Annotated in this window: 16 protein-coding genes and 1 pseudogene; 13 read left to right on the top strand and 4 right to left on the bottom strand. The window is 69.3% G+C overall.

The genetic code is table 11. The features are described from left to right. Positions 1 to 62 precede the first annotated feature (62 nt). Positions 63 to 155, bottom strand: a complete 93-nt coding sequence (locus ABZV44_RS13125; RefSeq protein ID WP_354835468.1) for an Ms4527A family Cys-rich leader peptide — start codon at positions 153 to 155, stop codon at positions 63 to 65. A 166-nt stretch (positions 156 to 321) separates the two neighbouring features. After that, the gene (locus ABZV44_RS13120) at positions 322 to 1,185 is read right to left on the bottom strand and encodes an immunity 49 family protein (protein ID WP_354835467.1); all 864 of its coding nucleotides are present in this window, start codon (positions 1,183 to 1,185) and stop codon (positions 322 to 324) included. A 211-nt stretch (positions 1,186 to 1,396) separates the two neighbouring features. Here ABZV44_RS13120 and hemW point away from each other — a divergent pair, with 211 nt between their 5' ends. From hemW to era, 10 genes and pseudogenes are all read left to right on the top strand, one after another. Continuing rightward, positions 1,397 to 2,557 (top strand): radical SAM family heme chaperone HemW, encoded by a 1,161-nt coding sequence (hemW, locus tag ABZV44_RS13115; RefSeq protein WP_354835998.1) that lies wholly within the window; start codon positions 1,397 to 1,399, stop codon positions 2,555 to 2,557. Between the two features lie 272 nt (positions 2,558 to 2,829). Then, positions 2,830 to 3,684, top strand: a complete 855-nt coding sequence (locus tag ABZV44_RS13110; protein WP_354835466.1) for an alpha/beta hydrolase — start codon at positions 2,830 to 2,832, stop codon at positions 3,682 to 3,684. Between the two features lie 196 nt (positions 3,685 to 3,880). Continuing rightward, a complete protein-coding gene (gene hrcA / locus ABZV44_RS13105) occupies positions 3,881 to 4,924 on the top strand; it encodes a heat-inducible transcriptional repressor HrcA (protein ID WP_354835465.1) in 1,044 nt (347 codons plus the stop codon). A gap of 37 nt (positions 4,925 to 4,961) precedes the next feature. Continuing rightward, on the top strand, positions 4,962 to 6,116 hold the full coding sequence (dnaJ, locus tag ABZV44_RS13100) for a molecular chaperone DnaJ (protein WP_354835464.1): 1,155 nt from the start codon (positions 4,962 to 4,964) through the stop codon (positions 6,114 to 6,116). Positions 6,117 to 6,120: 4 nt separating this feature from the next. After that, positions 6,121 to 6,861 (top strand): 16S rRNA (uracil(1498)-N(3))-methyltransferase, encoded by a 741-nt coding sequence (locus ABZV44_RS13095; RefSeq protein WP_354835463.1) that lies wholly within the window; start codon positions 6,121 to 6,123, stop codon positions 6,859 to 6,861. A gap of 209 nt (positions 6,862 to 7,070) precedes the next feature. Continuing rightward, positions 7,071 to 8,141, top strand: coding sequence for a PhoH family protein (locus tag ABZV44_RS13090; protein WP_354835996.1), 1,071 nt, complete (start codon positions 7,071 to 7,073; stop codon positions 8,139 to 8,141). A 22-nt stretch (positions 8,142 to 8,163) separates the two neighbouring features. After that, positions 8,164 to 8,721, top strand: a complete 558-nt coding sequence (gene ybeY / locus ABZV44_RS13085) for an rRNA maturation RNase YbeY (protein WP_354835462.1) — start codon at positions 8,164 to 8,166, stop codon at positions 8,719 to 8,721. Further along, positions 8,718 to 10,043, top strand: a complete 1,326-nt coding sequence (locus ABZV44_RS13080; RefSeq protein WP_354835461.1) for a hemolysin family protein — start codon at positions 8,718 to 8,720, stop codon at positions 10,041 to 10,043. Before ybeY ends, ABZV44_RS13080 begins: the two co-directional genes overlap by 4 nt. After that, positions 10,036 to 10,326 (top strand): annotated as a pseudogene (locus ABZV44_RS13075) (cytidine deaminase); the annotation flags it as partial. The gene ABZV44_RS13080 and the pseudogene ABZV44_RS13075, both read left to right, overlap by 8 nt. 164 nt (positions 10,327 to 10,490) lie before the next feature. Continuing rightward, positions 10,491 to 11,444, top strand: coding sequence for a GTPase Era (gene era / locus ABZV44_RS13070; RefSeq protein WP_354835460.1), 954 nt, complete (start codon positions 10,491 to 10,493; stop codon positions 11,442 to 11,444). Positions 11,445 to 11,635: 191 nt separating this feature from the next. Here the strand turns inward: era and ABZV44_RS13065 are convergent, their stop codons facing one another. Further along, the gene (locus ABZV44_RS13065) at positions 11,636 to 13,045 is read right to left on the bottom strand and encodes an amidase (protein ID WP_354835458.1); all 1,410 of its coding nucleotides are present in this window, start codon (positions 13,043 to 13,045) and stop codon (positions 11,636 to 11,638) included. Between the two features lie 307 nt (positions 13,046 to 13,352). Here ABZV44_RS13065 and recO point away from each other — a divergent pair, with 307 nt between their 5' ends. The 3 genes from recO to ABZV44_RS13050 all read left to right on the top strand — a co-directional run bounded on the left by recO (position 13,353) and on the right by ABZV44_RS13050 (position 15,619). Then, positions 13,353 to 14,144, top strand: coding sequence for a DNA repair protein RecO (gene recO / locus ABZV44_RS13060; protein ID WP_354835456.1), 792 nt, complete (start codon positions 13,353 to 13,355; stop codon positions 14,142 to 14,144). A gap of 267 nt (positions 14,145 to 14,411) precedes the next feature. Then, positions 14,412 to 15,215: an isoprenyl transferase gene (locus ABZV44_RS13055; RefSeq protein WP_354835454.1), complete on the top strand. Its 804-nt coding sequence runs from the start codon at positions 14,412 to 14,414 to the stop codon at positions 15,213 to 15,215. Positions 15,216 to 15,268: 53 nt separating this feature from the next. Then, positions 15,269 to 15,619 carry a hypothetical protein gene (locus ABZV44_RS13050; RefSeq protein WP_354835994.1) on the top strand — a complete coding sequence of 117 codons (351 nt, stop codon included), beginning with the start codon at positions 15,269 to 15,271 and terminating at the stop codon, positions 15,617 to 15,619. A gap of 83 nt (positions 15,620 to 15,702) precedes the next feature. Here the strand turns inward: ABZV44_RS13050 and ABZV44_RS13045 are convergent, their stop codons facing one another. Then, the gene (locus tag ABZV44_RS13045) at positions 15,703 to 16,338 is read right to left on the bottom strand and encodes a TetR/AcrR family transcriptional regulator (protein WP_354835452.1); all 636 of its coding nucleotides are present in this window, start codon (positions 16,336 to 16,338) and stop codon (positions 15,703 to 15,705) included. Positions 16,339 to 16,411: the final 73 nt, after the last annotated feature.

The raw sequence follows: 16,411 nt of genomic DNA, 5'->3' as shown, positions 1-16,411 counted from the left end.
ATCAGAGAACCGGCTCTTACGGCGTCAGGTGGACGCCGGATTCCGGGAGAATGGGAGCCGATCTACCGGAGGCTTCCCGGCAGACAGCTCGCGCTGCAGACACGCTTGAAGTCGACATGGCGACGCGCCACGAGTCGCACTCCAAGTCCAGTCATGCGGCTTATTGTGCCACGTCAGAAGGGTCGCTCCGACTGCCGGATCGAATTTTCCGCAGTTTCCCGGGAAATCCCCTGGATATATTGTCCGATTTGTGACGGGCATCATAGATCAACGCCCGGCATGCCTTTTGAACGGTTGACCTGAAGGGCTGTGCCGGCGAGGCTACGTCATCCGATCGGCGTCGGATGCCGCGAGGCGGGCCTTGGCCGCCGCCAGCCGGCCCAGCTCATCGGCCAGTTCGGGGGAGATCGCCCAGTCCGGGCGATCGATGAATCCGGCCGGTAGGTACGGCGAACGGATGGCCGTCCGATAGCCCAGATCCCGCGCCCAGCAGGCCAGAGCCAGCAGCGGCAGCGCGAAGACGCCCTCGGGATCGTTGCGCCAGGTGTCGTTGTCGAAGAAGGCGCGATGCAGCCGCAGCGCGTTCGTCATCTCCCAGTCGAAGCCCTCGGAATCGCCGTCCGCCAGGCGCAGGAACACCTCCACGGCCGGCCGGAACAGCAGGTCCGTCACCCGCTGCGCACCCACCCGGCTGGTGGTGTCCAGCGCCCAGGCCGCCTCGTACACGCTCTTCGGGCCGAACCGCCAGGCCGTCTGCAGCAGCCGCACCCACTCGTACTGGAAGTCGTCGAAGGCGCCGTCACCGAACTCGCGCAGCCGCTCGATCGGATATTCGACCAGCTCACCCATGGCCTCGGCATCGCGGGCGACGAGCGTCCACCAGAACGCCGCCCGCCAGCCCGCCACCCGGTCGTACCTGTCGAAGCCGGATTCGATACCGCTCGCCCGGAACCGCCGCGTCACCGTCTGCTCGGTCGAATGCGCGAAATACCAGGTCCGCGCCCGAAACGCCGGCGGATCCGACATCAGCATGGTGGCCAGCAGCACACCGTCCATCGACCGCGAGAAGTTCGGGCCCTCCGGCCGCACCGGCAGCCTCGACCGATAGACCACCGGGGCCACGGAGCCCTCGTCGACCTCCCTGATCGACCTGGCATCGACCCCGTGCCGCGGTACCTCGATCATCGGCCCGTCCCTGTCCGCACCTGGAGCCGATCGCCCGGCTCGCCGAAATCCCTTGGAATGTATCCGGATTCGAGGTGCCGCGCAGTCCGAGCAGCGTCCCCGCGCGGGCGGGTGCGCTGTGACCGGGGCAACCGGTCACACTGGATGAGTGACCTCGACTGCTCCCCGACAGACCTCCGGCACTGCCGCGGCGGCCGCCGCCGACGTGCCGGTGCTGCGCGATTTCGGGGGCGGGCCGTTCGGCATCTACATCCACGTGCCGTTCTGTGCGACGCGGTGCGGGTATTGCGACTTCAACACCTATACGGCGGGGGAGTTGGGGAGCTCGTCTTCGCCGCAATCCTGGTTCGAGGCGCTGAAGGGTGAACTCGCCACGGCGGCACGGGAATTCGACGGGCTGCCGTCCGCCACGCCGGCGGTGGAGACCGTGTTCGTGGGCGGTGGCACGCCGTCGCTGCTCGGTGGGGACGGGCTCGCGGGGGTGCTCGACGCCATTCGCGACAACTTCACGCTCGCGCCCGGGGCCGAGGTGACCACCGAGTCCAATCCGGAATCCACCTCGCCCGAATTCTTCGATCGCATCCGCGCGGCCGGGTACAACCGCGTCTCGCTGGGCATGCAGTCCGCCGCCCAGCACGTGCTGAAGATCCTGGACCGGACCCACACGCCCGGCCGGGCCGTGGCCGCCGCCAAGGAGGCTCGCGCCGCGGGCATCGAGCACGTCAATCTGGACCTCATCTACGGCACGCCCGGCGAAACCGACGCCGACCTCGACGCCAGCCTCGATGCCGTGCTGTCCGCCGGGGTCGACCATGTGTCGGCCTACTCCCTGATCGTCGAGGACGGCACCGCCCTGGCCCGCCGGGTCCGGCGCGGCGAACTTCCCGCTCCCGACGACGACGTGCTCGCCGCCCGCTACGAGCGCATCGACACCCGTCTGGCCGCGGCCGGTCTGGAGTGGTACGAGGTCTCCAACTGGGCCGCCTCCGACGCGGCCCGCTGCCGCCACAACCTCGGCTACTGGGACGGCGGCGACTGGCTCGGCGCGGGGCCGGGCGCGCACAGTCACGTCGGCGGCGTCCGCTGGTGGAACGTGAAACACCCGGCGCGCTACGCGGATCGGGTGACCACCGGCGCCCTCCCCGCCGCGGGCTGGGAGTCCCTCACGCCCGAGGAGCGCTACACCGAGCGCGTCATGCTCACCGTCCGGCTCCGGACGGGCCTCCCGCTGGCCGATCTCGATGCCGACGGCCGCGCCGCCGCTGACGGCGTCATCGCCGATGGCCTGGCCGAGCGGGTGAACGACCACCTGATTCTCACCGACCGCGGCCGACTGCTCGCGGACGGTGTTGTCCGCACCCTCCTGGGCTGACCTCGGCGCCTGCGCCCGATAGGGCCGGCCGGACTGATCGTTTCCGTTCCGGATCGCGGTCGGACTCGGGCTGTGACCTGCGGAGATCGGCGAACATCCGGTAGAACCGGTCGGTCCGGACTAGATTGACGGACGGAGATTTCGTACAGCCGGTCCGTATCGCGGTCGGAGCCTCGGCCGCGGCCCGCGCACTGAAGCGTCCCGAACTACGTCCGCAGCGTCCCGAACAACTTCCGCAGCGCCCCGAACAACCTTCGGCCCGAGGACATCTCATGGTGAAGCCACTGGTGCGACCCGTCGAACTCCTGCATCGCCTTCGCGCCCGCGCCGGTCACACCGCCGGCCGCGTGAGCGCCGCCGCGGTAGCGTCGGCGCTCGTCGTGACCCCACTCGCCGCGGCGCCGGCCACGGCTGCACCCATGCCCACGATCGTCCTGGTGCACGGCGCCTTCGCCGACTCCTCCAGCTGGGACGGCGTGGCAGTCCAGCTGCGCGCCGACGGCTATTCCGTTGTGACGCCGGAGAATCCATTGCGCGGTCCCGCCTACGACGCGGCGGCGATCCAGCGCACGATCGACGGCATCGCGGGTCCGATCGTGTTGGTCGGACACTCCTACGGCGGCACCGTGATCAGCAACGTGCACGACTCGAAGATCGAATCCCTGGTCTACATCTCGGCTTTCGCGCCGACCCAGGGCGAAGCCGCACTGCTGGAACTGAATCCGATCCAGTACCCCGGCTCGCAACTCACCCTCGCCCTGCGGCTGAAGGTGGTGACCGACCAGCAGGGGATCGCGGGCAGGAATGTGGACGCCTACATCGACCCCGCCAGTTTCCCCGACGTCTTCGCCCAGGACGTCGATCCGGCCACCGCCGCCGCCATGGCCGCCCGCCAGCGCTCCCTGGCCCTGTCCGCCAATCTCGAACCCTCGGGCTCGCCCGCCTGGGCCGCCACGCCGAGCTGGTATCTGGTCAGCACCGCCGACCGCGTGATTCCCCCTGCGTCCCAATGGGATATGGCCAAGCGCATGAACGCCCACACCTCCTCGATCGACGCCTCCCACGCCGGACTCGTCTCCCACCCGGCCGACGTGGCCGCAGTCGTGGAGGCCGCCGCCGGTCAGTGACAGCGGGCATCGCACGTGCGCCGACTCCGCGCAGGTGGCGGGCGGTCGCACAGCGACTTGCGCCGGGGACACTAAACTGGGGGAGATAATCCGGGAAATCCGCGTGGCCGGTGCCGAATGATCGGCTGCTTCCTGCCGCGGAGGGCTCGGGCGTGCACGAGGCGTACCCGAGGGCGAGCAAGGAGGTGGGGCCATCATGTCGAGCACCGAGCAACGACGGCTCGAGGTCCTACGGGCCATCGTCGCGGACTACATCGCGACGAAGGAGCCCATCGGGTCCAAGACCCTGGTCGAACGGCACAATCTGGGTGTCTCCAGCGCCACCGTCCGCAATGACATGGCGGTGCTCGAGGCCGAGGGCTACATCGCCCAGCCGCACACCTCCTCCGGCCGCATCCCCACCGACAAGGGCTACCGGCAGTTCGTCGACCACATCTCCGAGGTCAAGCCGCTGTCCGGCGCGGAACGCCGCGCGATCATGGAATTCCTGGAGAGCGGTGTCGATCTCGACGACGTGCTGCGCCGCGGCGTCCGCCTGCTGGCCCAGCTGACCCGGCAGGTCGCCATGGTCCAATACCCGACCGTGTCCGCGTCCACCGTGCGCCACATCGAGGTCGTCGCGCTCAACCCGGCCCGCCTGCTGCTGGTCGTGATCACCGACACCGGCCGCGTCGACCAGCGCCTGGTCGATCTGGGCGCCGTCGTCAGCGAGGACGATCTGGCCGCCTTGCGCGGCATGCTCGGCAAGGCCATGGAGGGCAAGCGCCTGGCCGCCGCGTCCGTGTCGGTCGCCGAACTCCCCGAGCATTCCCCGTCGCCCAAGCTCCGCGACGTGCTCATCCGCGTCTCCACCGTGCTGGTCGAGACGCTGGTCGAGCATCCGGAGGAGCGCCTGGTGCTGGGCGGCACCGCCAACCTCACCCGCAATGCCTCCGACTTCGCCGGGAACGGTTTCCCGGGTTCGCTGCGGTCGGTCCTGGAAGCCCTCGAGGAGCAGGTGATCGTGCTGAAGCTGCTGGCCGCGGCACAGGTCCCCGGTACCGTGACGGTCCAGATCGGCGAGGAGACCAAGGTCGAGCAGATGCGCGGGACGGCCGTGGTGTCCACCGGTTACGGGCTGACCGGTACGGTGCTCGGAGGTATGGGGGTGCTCGGACCGACCCGCATGGACTACCCGGGGACCATTGCCTCGGTGGCGGCTGTCGCCCGATACATCGGTGAGGTGCTCGCCGAACGGTGAGCAGCCTAAAAGGACGAAACAGGACTAGAGAGCGCACGTGGCACGGGACTATTACGCACTGCTCGGAGTCGCACGCGGTGCGACCGACCAGGAGATCAAGCGCGCCTACCGGAAGCTGGCGCGTGAACTGCATCCCGACGTCAATCCGGACCCGGAGGCCCAGGAGAAGTTCCGTGAGGTCTCCACGGCCTACGAGGTGCTGTCCGACGCGGAGAAGCGGCGCATCGTCGACCTCGGTGGTGATCCGCTGGAATCCGCCGGCGGCATGGGCGGCGGCTTCTCCGGCGCCGGATTCGGTGGCCTCGGCGACGTGTTCGAGGCGTTCTTCGGCGGCATGAACGCCTCCGGCGGCACCCGCAAGCCGCGCGGCCGCGTGCAGCCGGGCGCGGATTCGCTGCTGCGCACGCGATTGTCGTTGCAGGAGTGCGCGGTCGGTGTCACCAAGCACCTGACCGTCGACACCGCCATCCTCTGCGACCTGTGCCAGGGCTCCGGCACCAACGGCAATTCGAAGCCGGTGCGCTGTGAGACCTGTGGCGGCGCGGGCGAGGTGCAGACCGTGCAGCGGTCCTTCCTCGGCCAGGTCATGACCTCCCGGCCCTGCCCCACCTGCCGGGGCGCGGGCGAGACCATCCCCGACCCCTGCCGCAAGTGCGGCGGCGACGGCCGCGTGCGCTCGCGCCGCGAGATCGCCGCGCCCATCCCGGCCGGTGTCGCCAACGGCATGCGGGTGCGGCTGGCCGCGCAGGGCGAGGTCGGCCCCGGCGGCGGCCCGGCCGGCGACCTGTACGTGGAGATCGTCGAGCAGCCGCACGACACCTTCGTGCGCGACGCCGACGACCTGCACTGCACCATCCGCGTCCCCATGGTGGACGCCGCGCTCGGCACGACCGTCGTCATCGACACCATCCTCGACGGCCCGGTGGAGCTGACCATCCCGGCGGGCACCCAGCCCGGCGAGGCGTCGGTGCTGCGCGGCCACGGCATGCCCAAGCTGCGCGCCAACTCGCGCGGCGACCTGATCGCGCACCTCGACATCGTGGTGCCGAGCAAGCTCGACTCCAAGCAGGCCGACCTGCTGCGCAAGTACAAGGGCATGCGGGTGAACGAGCACACCGAGGTCCTCTCGGCGCAGTCCGAGCACAACTCGGGCCTGTTCGCACGCCTGCGCGCCTCCTTCAGCGGACGCTGATCCGTTGGCCGCCACCGTCTTCTACCTCGACGACATTCCCGAACCGGGTGCGACCGCGGTGCTGGACGGCCCCGAGGGCCGCCACGCCGCCACGGTGCGCCGCATCCGGGTCGGGGAACCCATCACCCTCTCCGACGGGCACGGGATCCTCGCCGACTCGGAAGTGGTTGCGGCCCAGAAGGATCGCCTCGAACTCGAGGTGCTGGCCAAACGGGTGGCACCGCCCTGGACCCCGCAGGTGACGGTGGTCCAGGCCCTGCCCAAGTCCGACCGTTCGGAACTGGCAGTCGAACTCATGACGGAGGCGGGCGCCGACGCCATCGTCCCCTGGCAGGCCCTGCGCTGCGTCTCCAACTGGGAAGCCAAGGCCCGCAAGGGCGTCGAGAAGTGGCGCGCCGCCGCCAAACAGGCCGCCCGCCAATCCCGCCGCGCCTACATCCCGGACGTCGCCGACCTCCACACCACCCGCGACCTCCTGGACCTGGTCCGCACCGCGAAGGCGAACGGCGCTATCGTCGCCGCCCTCCACGAGTCCGGCGAATCCCGCCTGACCGACCTTTCTTTCACCGGCGTCCCCGAAGTGGTCCTGATCGTCGGCCCCGAAGGCGGCCTCGACGACTCGGAACTGAAGGCCCTCGCCGATGCCGGCGCCGACGTGGTCCTGCTCGGCCCGACCGTGCTGCGCACCTCCACCGCGGCCGCCGTCGCCCTCGGTGCGCTGGGCGCGCTCACCCCGCGCTGGTAGGCCGCCTCGCGCCGTTCGCCACGGAATGGATTCGGGGGTGCGGCAGTTGGATGACACCGGTGTGTTACCCCTGCTGGTAGCCGTCTATTCACTGGGCGGTGTCGGTGGGCGGCGGTAAACTTCTGTCAACGAAAACGGCATCGAGACCGGAAAGCAGGCCATAGCCACTTTTGAGAACACCAGGCGAAATCGGCGATCAGAGCACACCCATTGCCGGCATCGGCGCCGGCGTCAACGGTTCCGGACCGGCGGGACGGACCGTTCGTTCCAGTATCGAATTGGCACCGGAATCGGTGTTCGGTTTCCTGGGTTCGGCTGACGAGAACCTGCGTGAGCTCGAGCGCCTCCTCGATGCCGACATCCACGTTCGTGGCAACTCCGTCACGCTGACCGGCAAACCGGCCGATGTCGCGCTGGCGGAACGAGTGGTGGCGCAGCTGGTCGCGCTCACCGCGCGCAATCGGGTGGTCTCGCCCGAGGCCGTGCGGCACACCTACTCCATGCTCACCGAGGGTTCCTCGGATTCTCCGGCGGAGGTGCTGAGCCTGGACATCCTGTCCCGGCGCGGCAGGACCATCCGGCCCAAGACGCTCAATCAGAAGCGCTATGTCGACGCCATCGACGCGCACACCATCGTGTTCGGGGTGGGCCCGGCCGGTACCGGCAAGACGTATCTGGCCATGGCCAAGGCCGTGCAGGCGTTGCAGACCAAGCAGGTCAACCGCATCATCCTGACCCGGCCCGCGGTCGAGGCGGGGGAGCGGCTGGGCTTCCTGCCGGGCACGCTGAACGAGAAGATCGACCCGTACCTACGCCCGCTCTACGACGCCCTGCACGACATGATGGATCCGGAGGCGATCCCGAAGCTCATGCAGGCCGGTGTCATCGAGGTCGCCCCGCTGGCCTACATGCGCGGTCGCACGCTCAACGACTCGTTCATCATTCTGGACGAGGCGCAGAACACCACGGCCGAGCAGATGAAGATGTTCCTCACCCGCCTGGGCTTCGGTTCCAAGATCGTGGTGACCGGTGACATCACCCAGGTCGATCTGCCGCACGGCGCGCGCTCGGGTCTGCGCGCGGCGACGGAGATCCTGCACGGCATCGACGACATCCATATCGCCGAGCTCACCAGCGCCGATGTGGTCCGTCACCGGCTGGTCGGGGAGATCGTCGACGCCTACGACCGGTTCGAGGCGGAGTCGCGGCCCCCGGCCGCGGTGCACTATCCCGGCAATCGGGCACAGCGACGTGCCGCGAGCCGAGGAGAGCGACGCTGACCTCTGCCTCTAGGCTGATCGGGTGAGTATCGAGATCGCCAACGAATCGGGTATCGAGGTATCCGAAGAAGAACTGGTCAGCGTCGCGCGGTTCGTCATCGCTCAGATGGATGTGCATCCGGCGGCCGAGCTGTCGATGGTGCTGGTCGATCTCGACACCATGGCGGATCTGCACATGCGCTGGATGGACCTACCGGGTCCCACCGATGTCATGTCCTTCCCCATGGACGAGCTGGAGCCGGGCGGGCGGCCCGATGCCGCCGAGCCCGGCCCCTCCATGCTCGGCGACATCGTGCTCTGCCCCGAGTTCGCGGCCCAGCAGGCCGAGAAGGCCGGGCACTCCATGGATCACGAGCTGGCGCTGCTGACCGTGCACGGCGTCCTGCACCTCCTCGGCTACGACCATGCCGAGCCGGAGGAGGAGAAGGAGATGTTCGCGTTGCAGGCCTCCCTGCTGGAGGGCTGGTACGAGAACGTGCGCCAGGAAATGCGCCGCGCGGAGCTCGCCGAGCGCGACCAGCGGCTGCTGGGCAAGACCGGATTCACCGATACCACCGGTGATCCGCTGGGCCCGGCGTGAATTCATTCGTTCTGCTCCTGCTGGCGATCGTCCTGGTCCCCGCCGGTGGCGTGTTCGCGGCGCTGGATTCGGCGCTGAACACGATTTCGCCTGCGCGCGTGGAGGATCTGGTGCGTGCCGATCGGACCGGCGCGGCGCGGCTGGCGCGCATCATCGCGGATCGGCCGCGCTATGTGAATCTCATGGTGCTGCTGCGTCTCACGTGCGAGATCACCGCGACGGTGCTGCTGGCGGCGGTGCTCATGGACTGGCTGGACGAGGGCCCGGCGCTGCTGATCACCGCGGCGGTCATGGTGCTGGTCGACTATCTGGTGATCGGTGTCGGGCCGCGCACGCTGGGCCGCCAGCACGCGTATTCGCTGGCGCTGGGCGCGTCGCTGCCGTTGCAGGCCATCGGCTCGCTGCTGGGCCCGGTCAGCCGGCTGCTGATTCTGATCGGTAATGCGATCACCCCCGGTAAGGGTTTCCGCAACGGCCCCTTCGCCTCCGAGATCGAGCTGCGCGAGGTGGTGGATCTGGCGGGGGAGCGCGGCGTGGTGGATGCCGACGAGCGCCGCATGATCCAGTCGGTTTTCGAGCTCGACACCACCCCGGCCCGCGAGGTCATGGTGCCGCGCACCGAGATGGTGTGGATCGAGGCGGAGAAGACTGCGGCGCAGGCCATGTCGCTGGCGGTGCGGTCGGGGCACTCGCGAATTCCGGTGGTGGGCGAGAACGTCGACGACATTCTGGGTGTCGTCTACCTGAAAGACCTGGTGCCGTACGCGGATCGGAGCCGGAAGGTGAAGGTGCGGCAGGTCATGCGGTCCGCCGTGTTCATGCCGGACTCCAAGCCGCTGGATGCGCTGCTGGACGAAATGCAGCGGCGCAGAAACCATATGGCGGTGCTGGTGGACGAGTACGGCGGCATCGCCGGGCTGGTCACCATCGAGGACATCCTCGAGGAGATCGTGGGCGAGATCGCCGACGAGTACGACAAGGACGAGATCGCGCCGATCGAGAAGATCGGCCCGGGCAAGTTCCGGGTCTCGGCGCGACTGCCGGTGGACGACCTGGGCGAGCTGTTCGACATGGAGATCGAGGACGAGGACGTCGACACCGTCGGCGGTCTGCTCGCCCACGCCCTGGGCCGCGTCCCGCTGCCCGGCTCCAAGGCCGTCATCCACGGCCTGCAACTGAAGGGGGAGGGCGCGGCCGACGCGCGCGGCCGCATGCGGATCCACACCGTGGTGGTGCGCAAGAGCCCGGAGCAGACGAGAACCGAACCGGCGGAACACGAACCGGCCGACGACGCACACGAGGATGGAGAGGCCGATGATTGAGTTGGATGCGGAGGACAACAAGCTGTTGGTCCTCGCCCGTGGCGCCATGGGCCGCACCGGCGGCAATGGCGGTGCGGCCGTGCGTGATTCGGACGGGCGCACCTACGCGGCCGGAACCGTGGCGCTGACCGCGCTGAAGCTGACCGCGTTGCAGTCGGCGGTGGCGGCCGCGATCTCCAGTGGCGCAGGCGGTTTCGAGGCGGCCGTGGTGGTCGCGGGCAAGCTGTCGGATCCCGGGGTGTCGGCCGTGCGTGAGGTTTCGCCGTCGGCGCGCATCATTTTCACCGATGCCAAGGGCGCGGTGTTCGACGTGCTGGAGGCCGGTACGCCCGCGGACTACGGCGTCGAGAATCCCATTGCGGCACAGCAGCCCATGGCGGGTGACGCGGCCGGTGAGCGCGAGGTCCCGGCGGGCTTCGACGTGGAGACCGAATCGGAGGTTTTCGAGTGAGCGGCCAGGGTCAGGACAGCGGTGAATTCCGGTCCGGCTTCGTGTGTTTCGTGGGCCGGCCGAACACCGGCAAGTCCACGCTCACCAATGCCATGGTGGGGCAGAAGATCGCCATCACCTCCTCGCGGCCGCAGACCACGCGGCACACCATTCGCGGCATCGTGCACCGCGATCACGCGCAGCTGATCCTGGTGGACACCCCCGGTCTGCACCGGCCGCGCACGCTGCTCGGCCAGCGCCTCAACGACCTGGTGCGCGATACGTATTCGGAAGTCGACGTCATCGCCGTCTGCATTCCGGCGGACGAGAAGATCGGCCCGGGTGACCGCTGGATCGTCGATCAGATCAAGACCATGGCGCCCAAGACGACCCTGCTCGGTGTGGTCACCAAGATCGACAAGGTGAGTCGCGACCAGGTCGCCCACCAGCTCATGGCGGTGTCCCAGCTGCTCGGCCCCGAGGCCGAGGTGGTCCCGGTCTCCGCGGTCAAGGGCGAGCAGGTCGAGGTGCTCGTCGACGTCATCGCCTCCCAGATGCCCGAGGGACCGGCCTTCTACCCCGACGGCGAACTCACCGATGAGCCCGAGGAAGTCCTGATGGCCGAGCTCATTCGCGAGGCGGCCCTCGAGGGCGTCCGCGACGAGCTCCCGCACTCGCTGGCGGTGGTGATCGAGGAGGTCCTCGAACGCGAGGAGAACGAGGACCAGGAGACCGACGGCCGCCGCTCCGCCGAGGGCATGCTCGACGTCCACGCCCTCCTCTACGTCGAACGCCCCAGCCAGAAGGCCATCATCATCGGCAAGGGCGGCGCCCGCCTGAAGGAGGTCGGCACCAACGCCCGCAAGCAGATCGAGCACATCCTCGGCACCCGCATCTACCTCCACCTGCACGTGAAGGTCGCCAAGGACTGGCAGCGCGACCCGAAGCAGCTCGGCAAGCTCGGCTTCTGACCCGCTGCCTGCCCGCGGCCACCTGAGCGGCCGCGGGCAGATTCAGCGGATCACCCTGTGCTGTCGGTGATTTCGGGGTCGCCGCGGCGCGGGACCAGGTGCCGGCTGGGCGTAACTCCCTGTGGGGCGGACGCGTCGGCGCGTAGTCCAGGCCATCAGGTGCATCGGACGGGTCGCCCCCTGGCCACGGGTCAGGGCTGGGGCCACCAGGGTGTCGGGCGGTTCTTGTGCCATTCCAGCTCCGATTCCAATTGGGCCGCAACCGAAACCAGGAGCGGTTCGGAGTTGGCGGGGCCCATGAGCTGGGAGCCGACGGGGAGACCGGTGGCGGTGAAGCCGGAGGGGATGTTGACGGCGGGCCAGCCGAGGACATTCCAGGGCCAGGTGTAGGGGCAGGCCGCGGTGATGAGTTCGTCGGTGGCCCAGCTGCCGATGTCGTCGATCTCGTGGACGCCCGGGGGCGGGGTGGCCGTGGTGGGGGCCAGCACCAGGTCGAAGTCGTCGAAGATGCGGCCGGTTCGCATGCGCAGCAGGGGTTCTGCGCGGCGGGCGGCGAACAGCAGCGGCGAGAGGATGCGGCCCACGGCGGCATTGTGGATGGTGCGCGGATCCACCTGCGCGCCGGGGAGGCGGTCCAGCGCCTCGCGAATGCCGACCATGGAGCGCGGGAGGAAGGTCGCACCCATCAGCACGCCGTAGTGGACGTCGGCGACGGTGACCTCGTGACCGAGGCGGCGCAGCGTGGCGGCGGTGGCGTGCACCCGGGCCTCCACCTCGCGGTCGAGCGTGGTCCTGGTGGCGGTGAACGGGATTCGCAGGGAGAGCGCGATGCGCAGGCGGCCGGGATCGCGGCCGACGGCGTCGGAGACACGCAGTGCGGGCGGGGTGTGCAGGTCGCCCGGATGAGGTCCGGCGGCGGCGTCCAGCAGGAGCGCCGCATCGGCGACGGTGCGGGCCAAGGGGCCGTTCACGGTGAGCCCGTAGAAGGCTTCCGGCAGCGGCCAGGTGGAGATGCGGCCCCGCTGTGGCTTGATGCCGACCAGGTTGTTCCAGGCCGCCGGGATGCGCACCGAGCCCGCGCCGTCGGATCCCAGTGCGGCGGGTACCAATCCGGCCGCCACCGCCGCGCCGGATCCGCCGGACGACCCGCCCGGCGTGTGGCCGGCGCTCCAGGGATTCGTGGTGTGCCCGAAGGCGTCTCCGCTGGTGAACGGCAGCTGCCCGAGCTCGCAGGTATTGGTCTTGCCGACGATGATCGCCCCGGCCGCGCGCAGCCGCCGCACCGACTCCGCGTCCTCGGTCTTGGCGGGGAATTCGCCGCCGCAGCCGAAAGCCGTTGGGGTGCCGGTCAAGTCGGTGTCGTCCTTGATGGCCAGCGGCACCCCGAGCAGGGGCTCGCGGTGTCCGGCGGCGAGTTTGCGGTCGGCGTCGGCGGCCTCGGCGAGCGCTTCGGCCCGTCGCACGATCCGGAAGGCATTGAGCGCTCCCTGGCTGGCCTCGATCCGGTCGAGCGCCGCGCTGGTCGCCTCGACCGAGGTGAGTGTGCCTGCCGCCAGTGCCGCCGCGAGTTCCGCCAGCCCGAGCTCGCCAACCGACGCCATTGTCATGTGAATCCCGTCTCTCCCGTACTCGGGAGTAACCTAGCGCGATTCTGGTCACACGTCCAACGTGTGGCGGCGTGATCGACCGGGCAGTGGTCGATCACGCCTCATCGGCGGCGAGGGCGCGGCCGATGTGTCCCACGGCGATCCACACCAGCGGCGTGCCGGTGTAGCGCATCCGACTCCTCGGTCCGAGGGTCGCGCTCAGCGTGCGTCGCGCGGCCAATCGCGGGCCAACGAAGTTCTAATCGGCACACACCCGGTAACTCGTCGTGGTCCGGTCGGTCGCGCGTGCGAGACTGTTGCGGTGCGGTTGTATCGGGATCAGGCGGTGGTGCTGCGCCAGCACAAGCTGGGCGAGGCGGACCGCATCGTCACGCTGCTGACCCGCCAGCACGGCCTGGTGCGCGCGGTCGCCAAGGGTGTGCGGCGCACCCGCTCCAAGTTCGGGGCCCGGCTGGAACCGTTCGCCTATGTGGATGTGCAGCTGCATCCGGGCCGCAATCTCGACACCGTCACCCAGGTGCACACGATCGAGACCTTCGCCGCCGACATCGTCGCCGACTACGGCCGCTACACCACCGCCTGCGCCGTGCTCGAGACCGCCGAGCGCCTGGCCGGCGAGGAGGGTGCACCCGCCACCCGCCTGCACACCCTCACCGCCGGCGCGCTGCGCGCCATCGCGCTGGGCCGCCGCCCCCACGAACTGATCCTGGACGCATACCTGTTGCGCGCCATGGCTTTCGCCGGTTGGGCGCCCGCCCTCGACGACTGCGCCCGGTGCGCCACCCCCGGCCCGCACCGCGCCTTCCATGTGGCCGCGGGCGGAGCGGTGTGCGTGCACTGCCGTCCGCCCGGCGCGGCTACGCCCATGGTCGGCGTTCTCGACCACATGAGCGCTCTCAATCGGGGCGACTGGTCCGGTGTCGACGCCGTCCCCGACGCCATGCGCCGCCAGGCCAGCGGTCTCATCGCCGCGCATCTGCAGTGGCACCTGGAGCGGCAGCTGCGCACGCTGCCGCTCATCGAGCGCACCCGCCCGCACGAGGCCGTCGAGCGCGACGCGGTGGCCGCGCGTCCCCGCGCCGCCATCGGCTGATCCTGGGGCGAATCACCCCGGGAGTCCCGGTGAGCGGCGCGGGAAAGCGGGTCCGGATCAGTGAGATTCGATGCAGCGCCATTGAACGTCAGGGAGCCTGAAGTTCACGGCGTGTCGGGTTCTCCTCAGCGCCCAGCCGACCGGCCGGGCACTCGGCGGCGGGGAAATGCCGGTTTCCCCGCCGCCGTACGTCGTCCGGTGGAGGAAATGTGGAGGTCCGGTGGCAATGGTGTGGGCGCCGTCCGGCCTCGCGGAGCGTCGGGCAGGATGGTGGGCGTGATCGGGAACCGGAAGTCATCGACTGAGCAGCGTGTTGTGCGGCCGCCGTCGCCGCATCCGTCGGGGGCGAAGCCGCCGGCGATTCCGGCGGAATTCGTGCCCAGGCATGTGGCGCTGGTGATGGACGGCAACGGCCGCTGGGCCCAGGAGCGCGGGCTGCCCCGCACCGCGGGCCACGAGCGCGGCGAGGCGGTGCTCATGGACACCGTCGAGGGCTGTATCGAGATGGGCGTGAAGTGGCTGTCGGCCTACGCCTTCTCCACCGAGAACTGGCGGCGCAGCCCCGACGAGGTGCGCTTCCTGATGGGCTTCAATCGCGATGTGATCCGCCGCCGCCGTGACGAGATGCACGAGATGGGTGTGCGGGTGCGCTGGGCCGGCCGCCGACCGCGCCTGTGGCGCAGCGTGATCAAGGAATTGGAGATCGCGGAGGAGCTCACCCGGGACAATACGGTGATGACCCTCACCATGTGCGTCAACTACGGCGGCCGTGCCGAGATCGCCGACGCCGCACGGGAAATCGCGCGCCGGGTGGCCGCCGGCGAACTCGACCCGGAGAAGATCACCGAGGCCACCGTGGCCCGCTACCTCGACGAACCCGATATGCCGGACGTGGACCTGTTCCTGCGTCCCTCGGGTGAACTGCGCACCTCCAACTTCCTGATCTGGCAGGCCGCGTACGCCGAATTCGTGTTCCAGGAAACGCTTTTCCCCGATTTCGACCGCCGCAACCTCTGGGACGCCTGCCTGGAGTACGCCAAGCGTGACCGTCGCTTCGGAGGCGTGAAATGACCGACCAGCTCACTCCGGCCGACGAACTCCAGCTACGCGCCAAGGCCCTGCTCATGCGCTACGGCGTCGACGTCCGCGAGGAGGAGGGCGGTCTCGGCTTCGAGTACGAGGGCGCGCTCTGCTCGCTGCGCGGTGTCAATTTGTCGCCCGGCCTGGACGTCCTGGCCCTCATGTGCATCCTGGCCTGGGACCGTCCGGTGAAACCGCAGCTGCACAAGCGGGTCGCCGAACGCAATGCCGCGCTCCAGTTCGGCACGCTCACCGTCGTGTCCCGCGAGAAGCTCGCGGACGTCATCCTGCGCTACACCTTCCCGGCCGCGGGGCTCGAGGACGAGCCCCTGGCGACCATCCTGCTGCTGACCCTCTCCGGCGCGGGCCGTGCCCGCCAGGGCCTGCTGCCCTGACGCTGGACCGGACCCGCGGGCTTCTCGATCCGTCGAGGGCTGCGCAGGCGCTGTGGGTTTCGGCCTGCGCTGAGCAGCCCTCGTCAGGTGGGTGCGATTTCAGGGATGCCGACCGCGGCGCTGCGCCGGTAGTCGGGGACGAGGAGTTCCACGCCGCGGTACAGGGTATCGGGATCGACGTCGCCCATGATCAGGTGCTGCAGGATGAAGCCGGGCAAGATGCCCAGCATGGTCTTGGCGACCGCGTCGGTGTCGGAATCAGGTGGTAGCCAGCCGATTTCGCGCATGCGCAGCGCGTATTCGTGCCAGAGGCGGCGGATGCCGCCGAGGGTGGTGCGGACGTAGTCGGCGATATTGGGGTCGGTCAGGGCCAGCGACCAGGCCTGGGGAATGAGACGAACCGGGCCGCCAGGGGCGCTGAGCCGGACGATGGCGTCCGCGACCGTGCTGATCAGCTCGGCGGGGCTGGGTAGCGGGTCGCTGTGCACCGCCTCGTACAGGGCCGCGTGTAGTTCGGTGCTCGCTTCGGAGGTGAGCGCTGCGATGATGTCGTCTTTGGACTTGAAGTACCGGTAGACCGCCCCGGCCGAGAGGCCGGATTCGGCGAAGACGTCCTGCATGGTGGTGGCGTGCAGGCCCTTACGGGCGAAGCAGGACTGTGCGGCGTCGAGAATCTGCTGCCGACGGCGTTCCAGGTGTTCCTCGCTGACTCTGGGCATGGGCCCAAAGTAAAACGAATATCCGTTCTTGACAAGGTGACATTGGGGTGTCAGCCTTGTCCTCAATAAAAGA

The sequence above is a fragment of the Nocardia sp. NPDC004860 genome, from assembly GCF_040609015.1.
Classification (GTDB): Bacteria; Actinomycetota; Actinomycetes; order Mycobacteriales; family Mycobacteriaceae; genus Nocardia.
Note: the sequence above shows the minus strand (reverse complement) of the source record. Positions and strands in the feature narration are given on the sequence as shown.

Coding starts and splice junctions, on each gene's coding strand:
- ABZV44_RS13125 (WP_354835468.1), bottom strand. CDS start 155: ATGACTGGACTTGGAGTGCGACTCGTGGCGCGTCGCCATGTCGACTTC.
- ABZV44_RS13120 (WP_354835467.1), bottom strand. CDS start 1,185: ATGATCGAGGTACCGCGGCACGGGGTCGATGCCAGGTCGATCAGGGAG.
- ABZV44_RS13110 (WP_354835466.1), top strand. CDS start 2,830: ATGGTGAAGCCACTGGTGCGACCCGTCGAACTCCTGCATCGCCTTCGC.
- hrcA (WP_354835465.1), top strand. CDS start 3,881: ATGTCGAGCACCGAGCAACGACGGCTCGAGGTCCTACGGGCCATCGTC.
- ABZV44_RS13065 (WP_354835458.1), bottom strand. CDS start 13,045: ATGGCGTCGGTTGGCGAGCTCGGGCTGGCGGAACTCGCGGCGGCACTG.
- ABZV44_RS13055 (WP_354835454.1), top strand. CDS start 14,412: ATGGTGGGCGTGATCGGGAACCGGAAGTCATCGACTGAGCAGCGTGTT.
- ABZV44_RS13050 (WP_354835994.1), top strand. CDS start 15,269: ATGCGCTACGGCGTCGACGTCCGCGAGGAGGAGGGCGGTCTCGGCTTC.
- ABZV44_RS13045 (WP_354835452.1), bottom strand. CDS start 16,338: ATGCCCAGAGTCAGCGAGGAACACCTGGAACGCCGTCGGCAGCAGATT.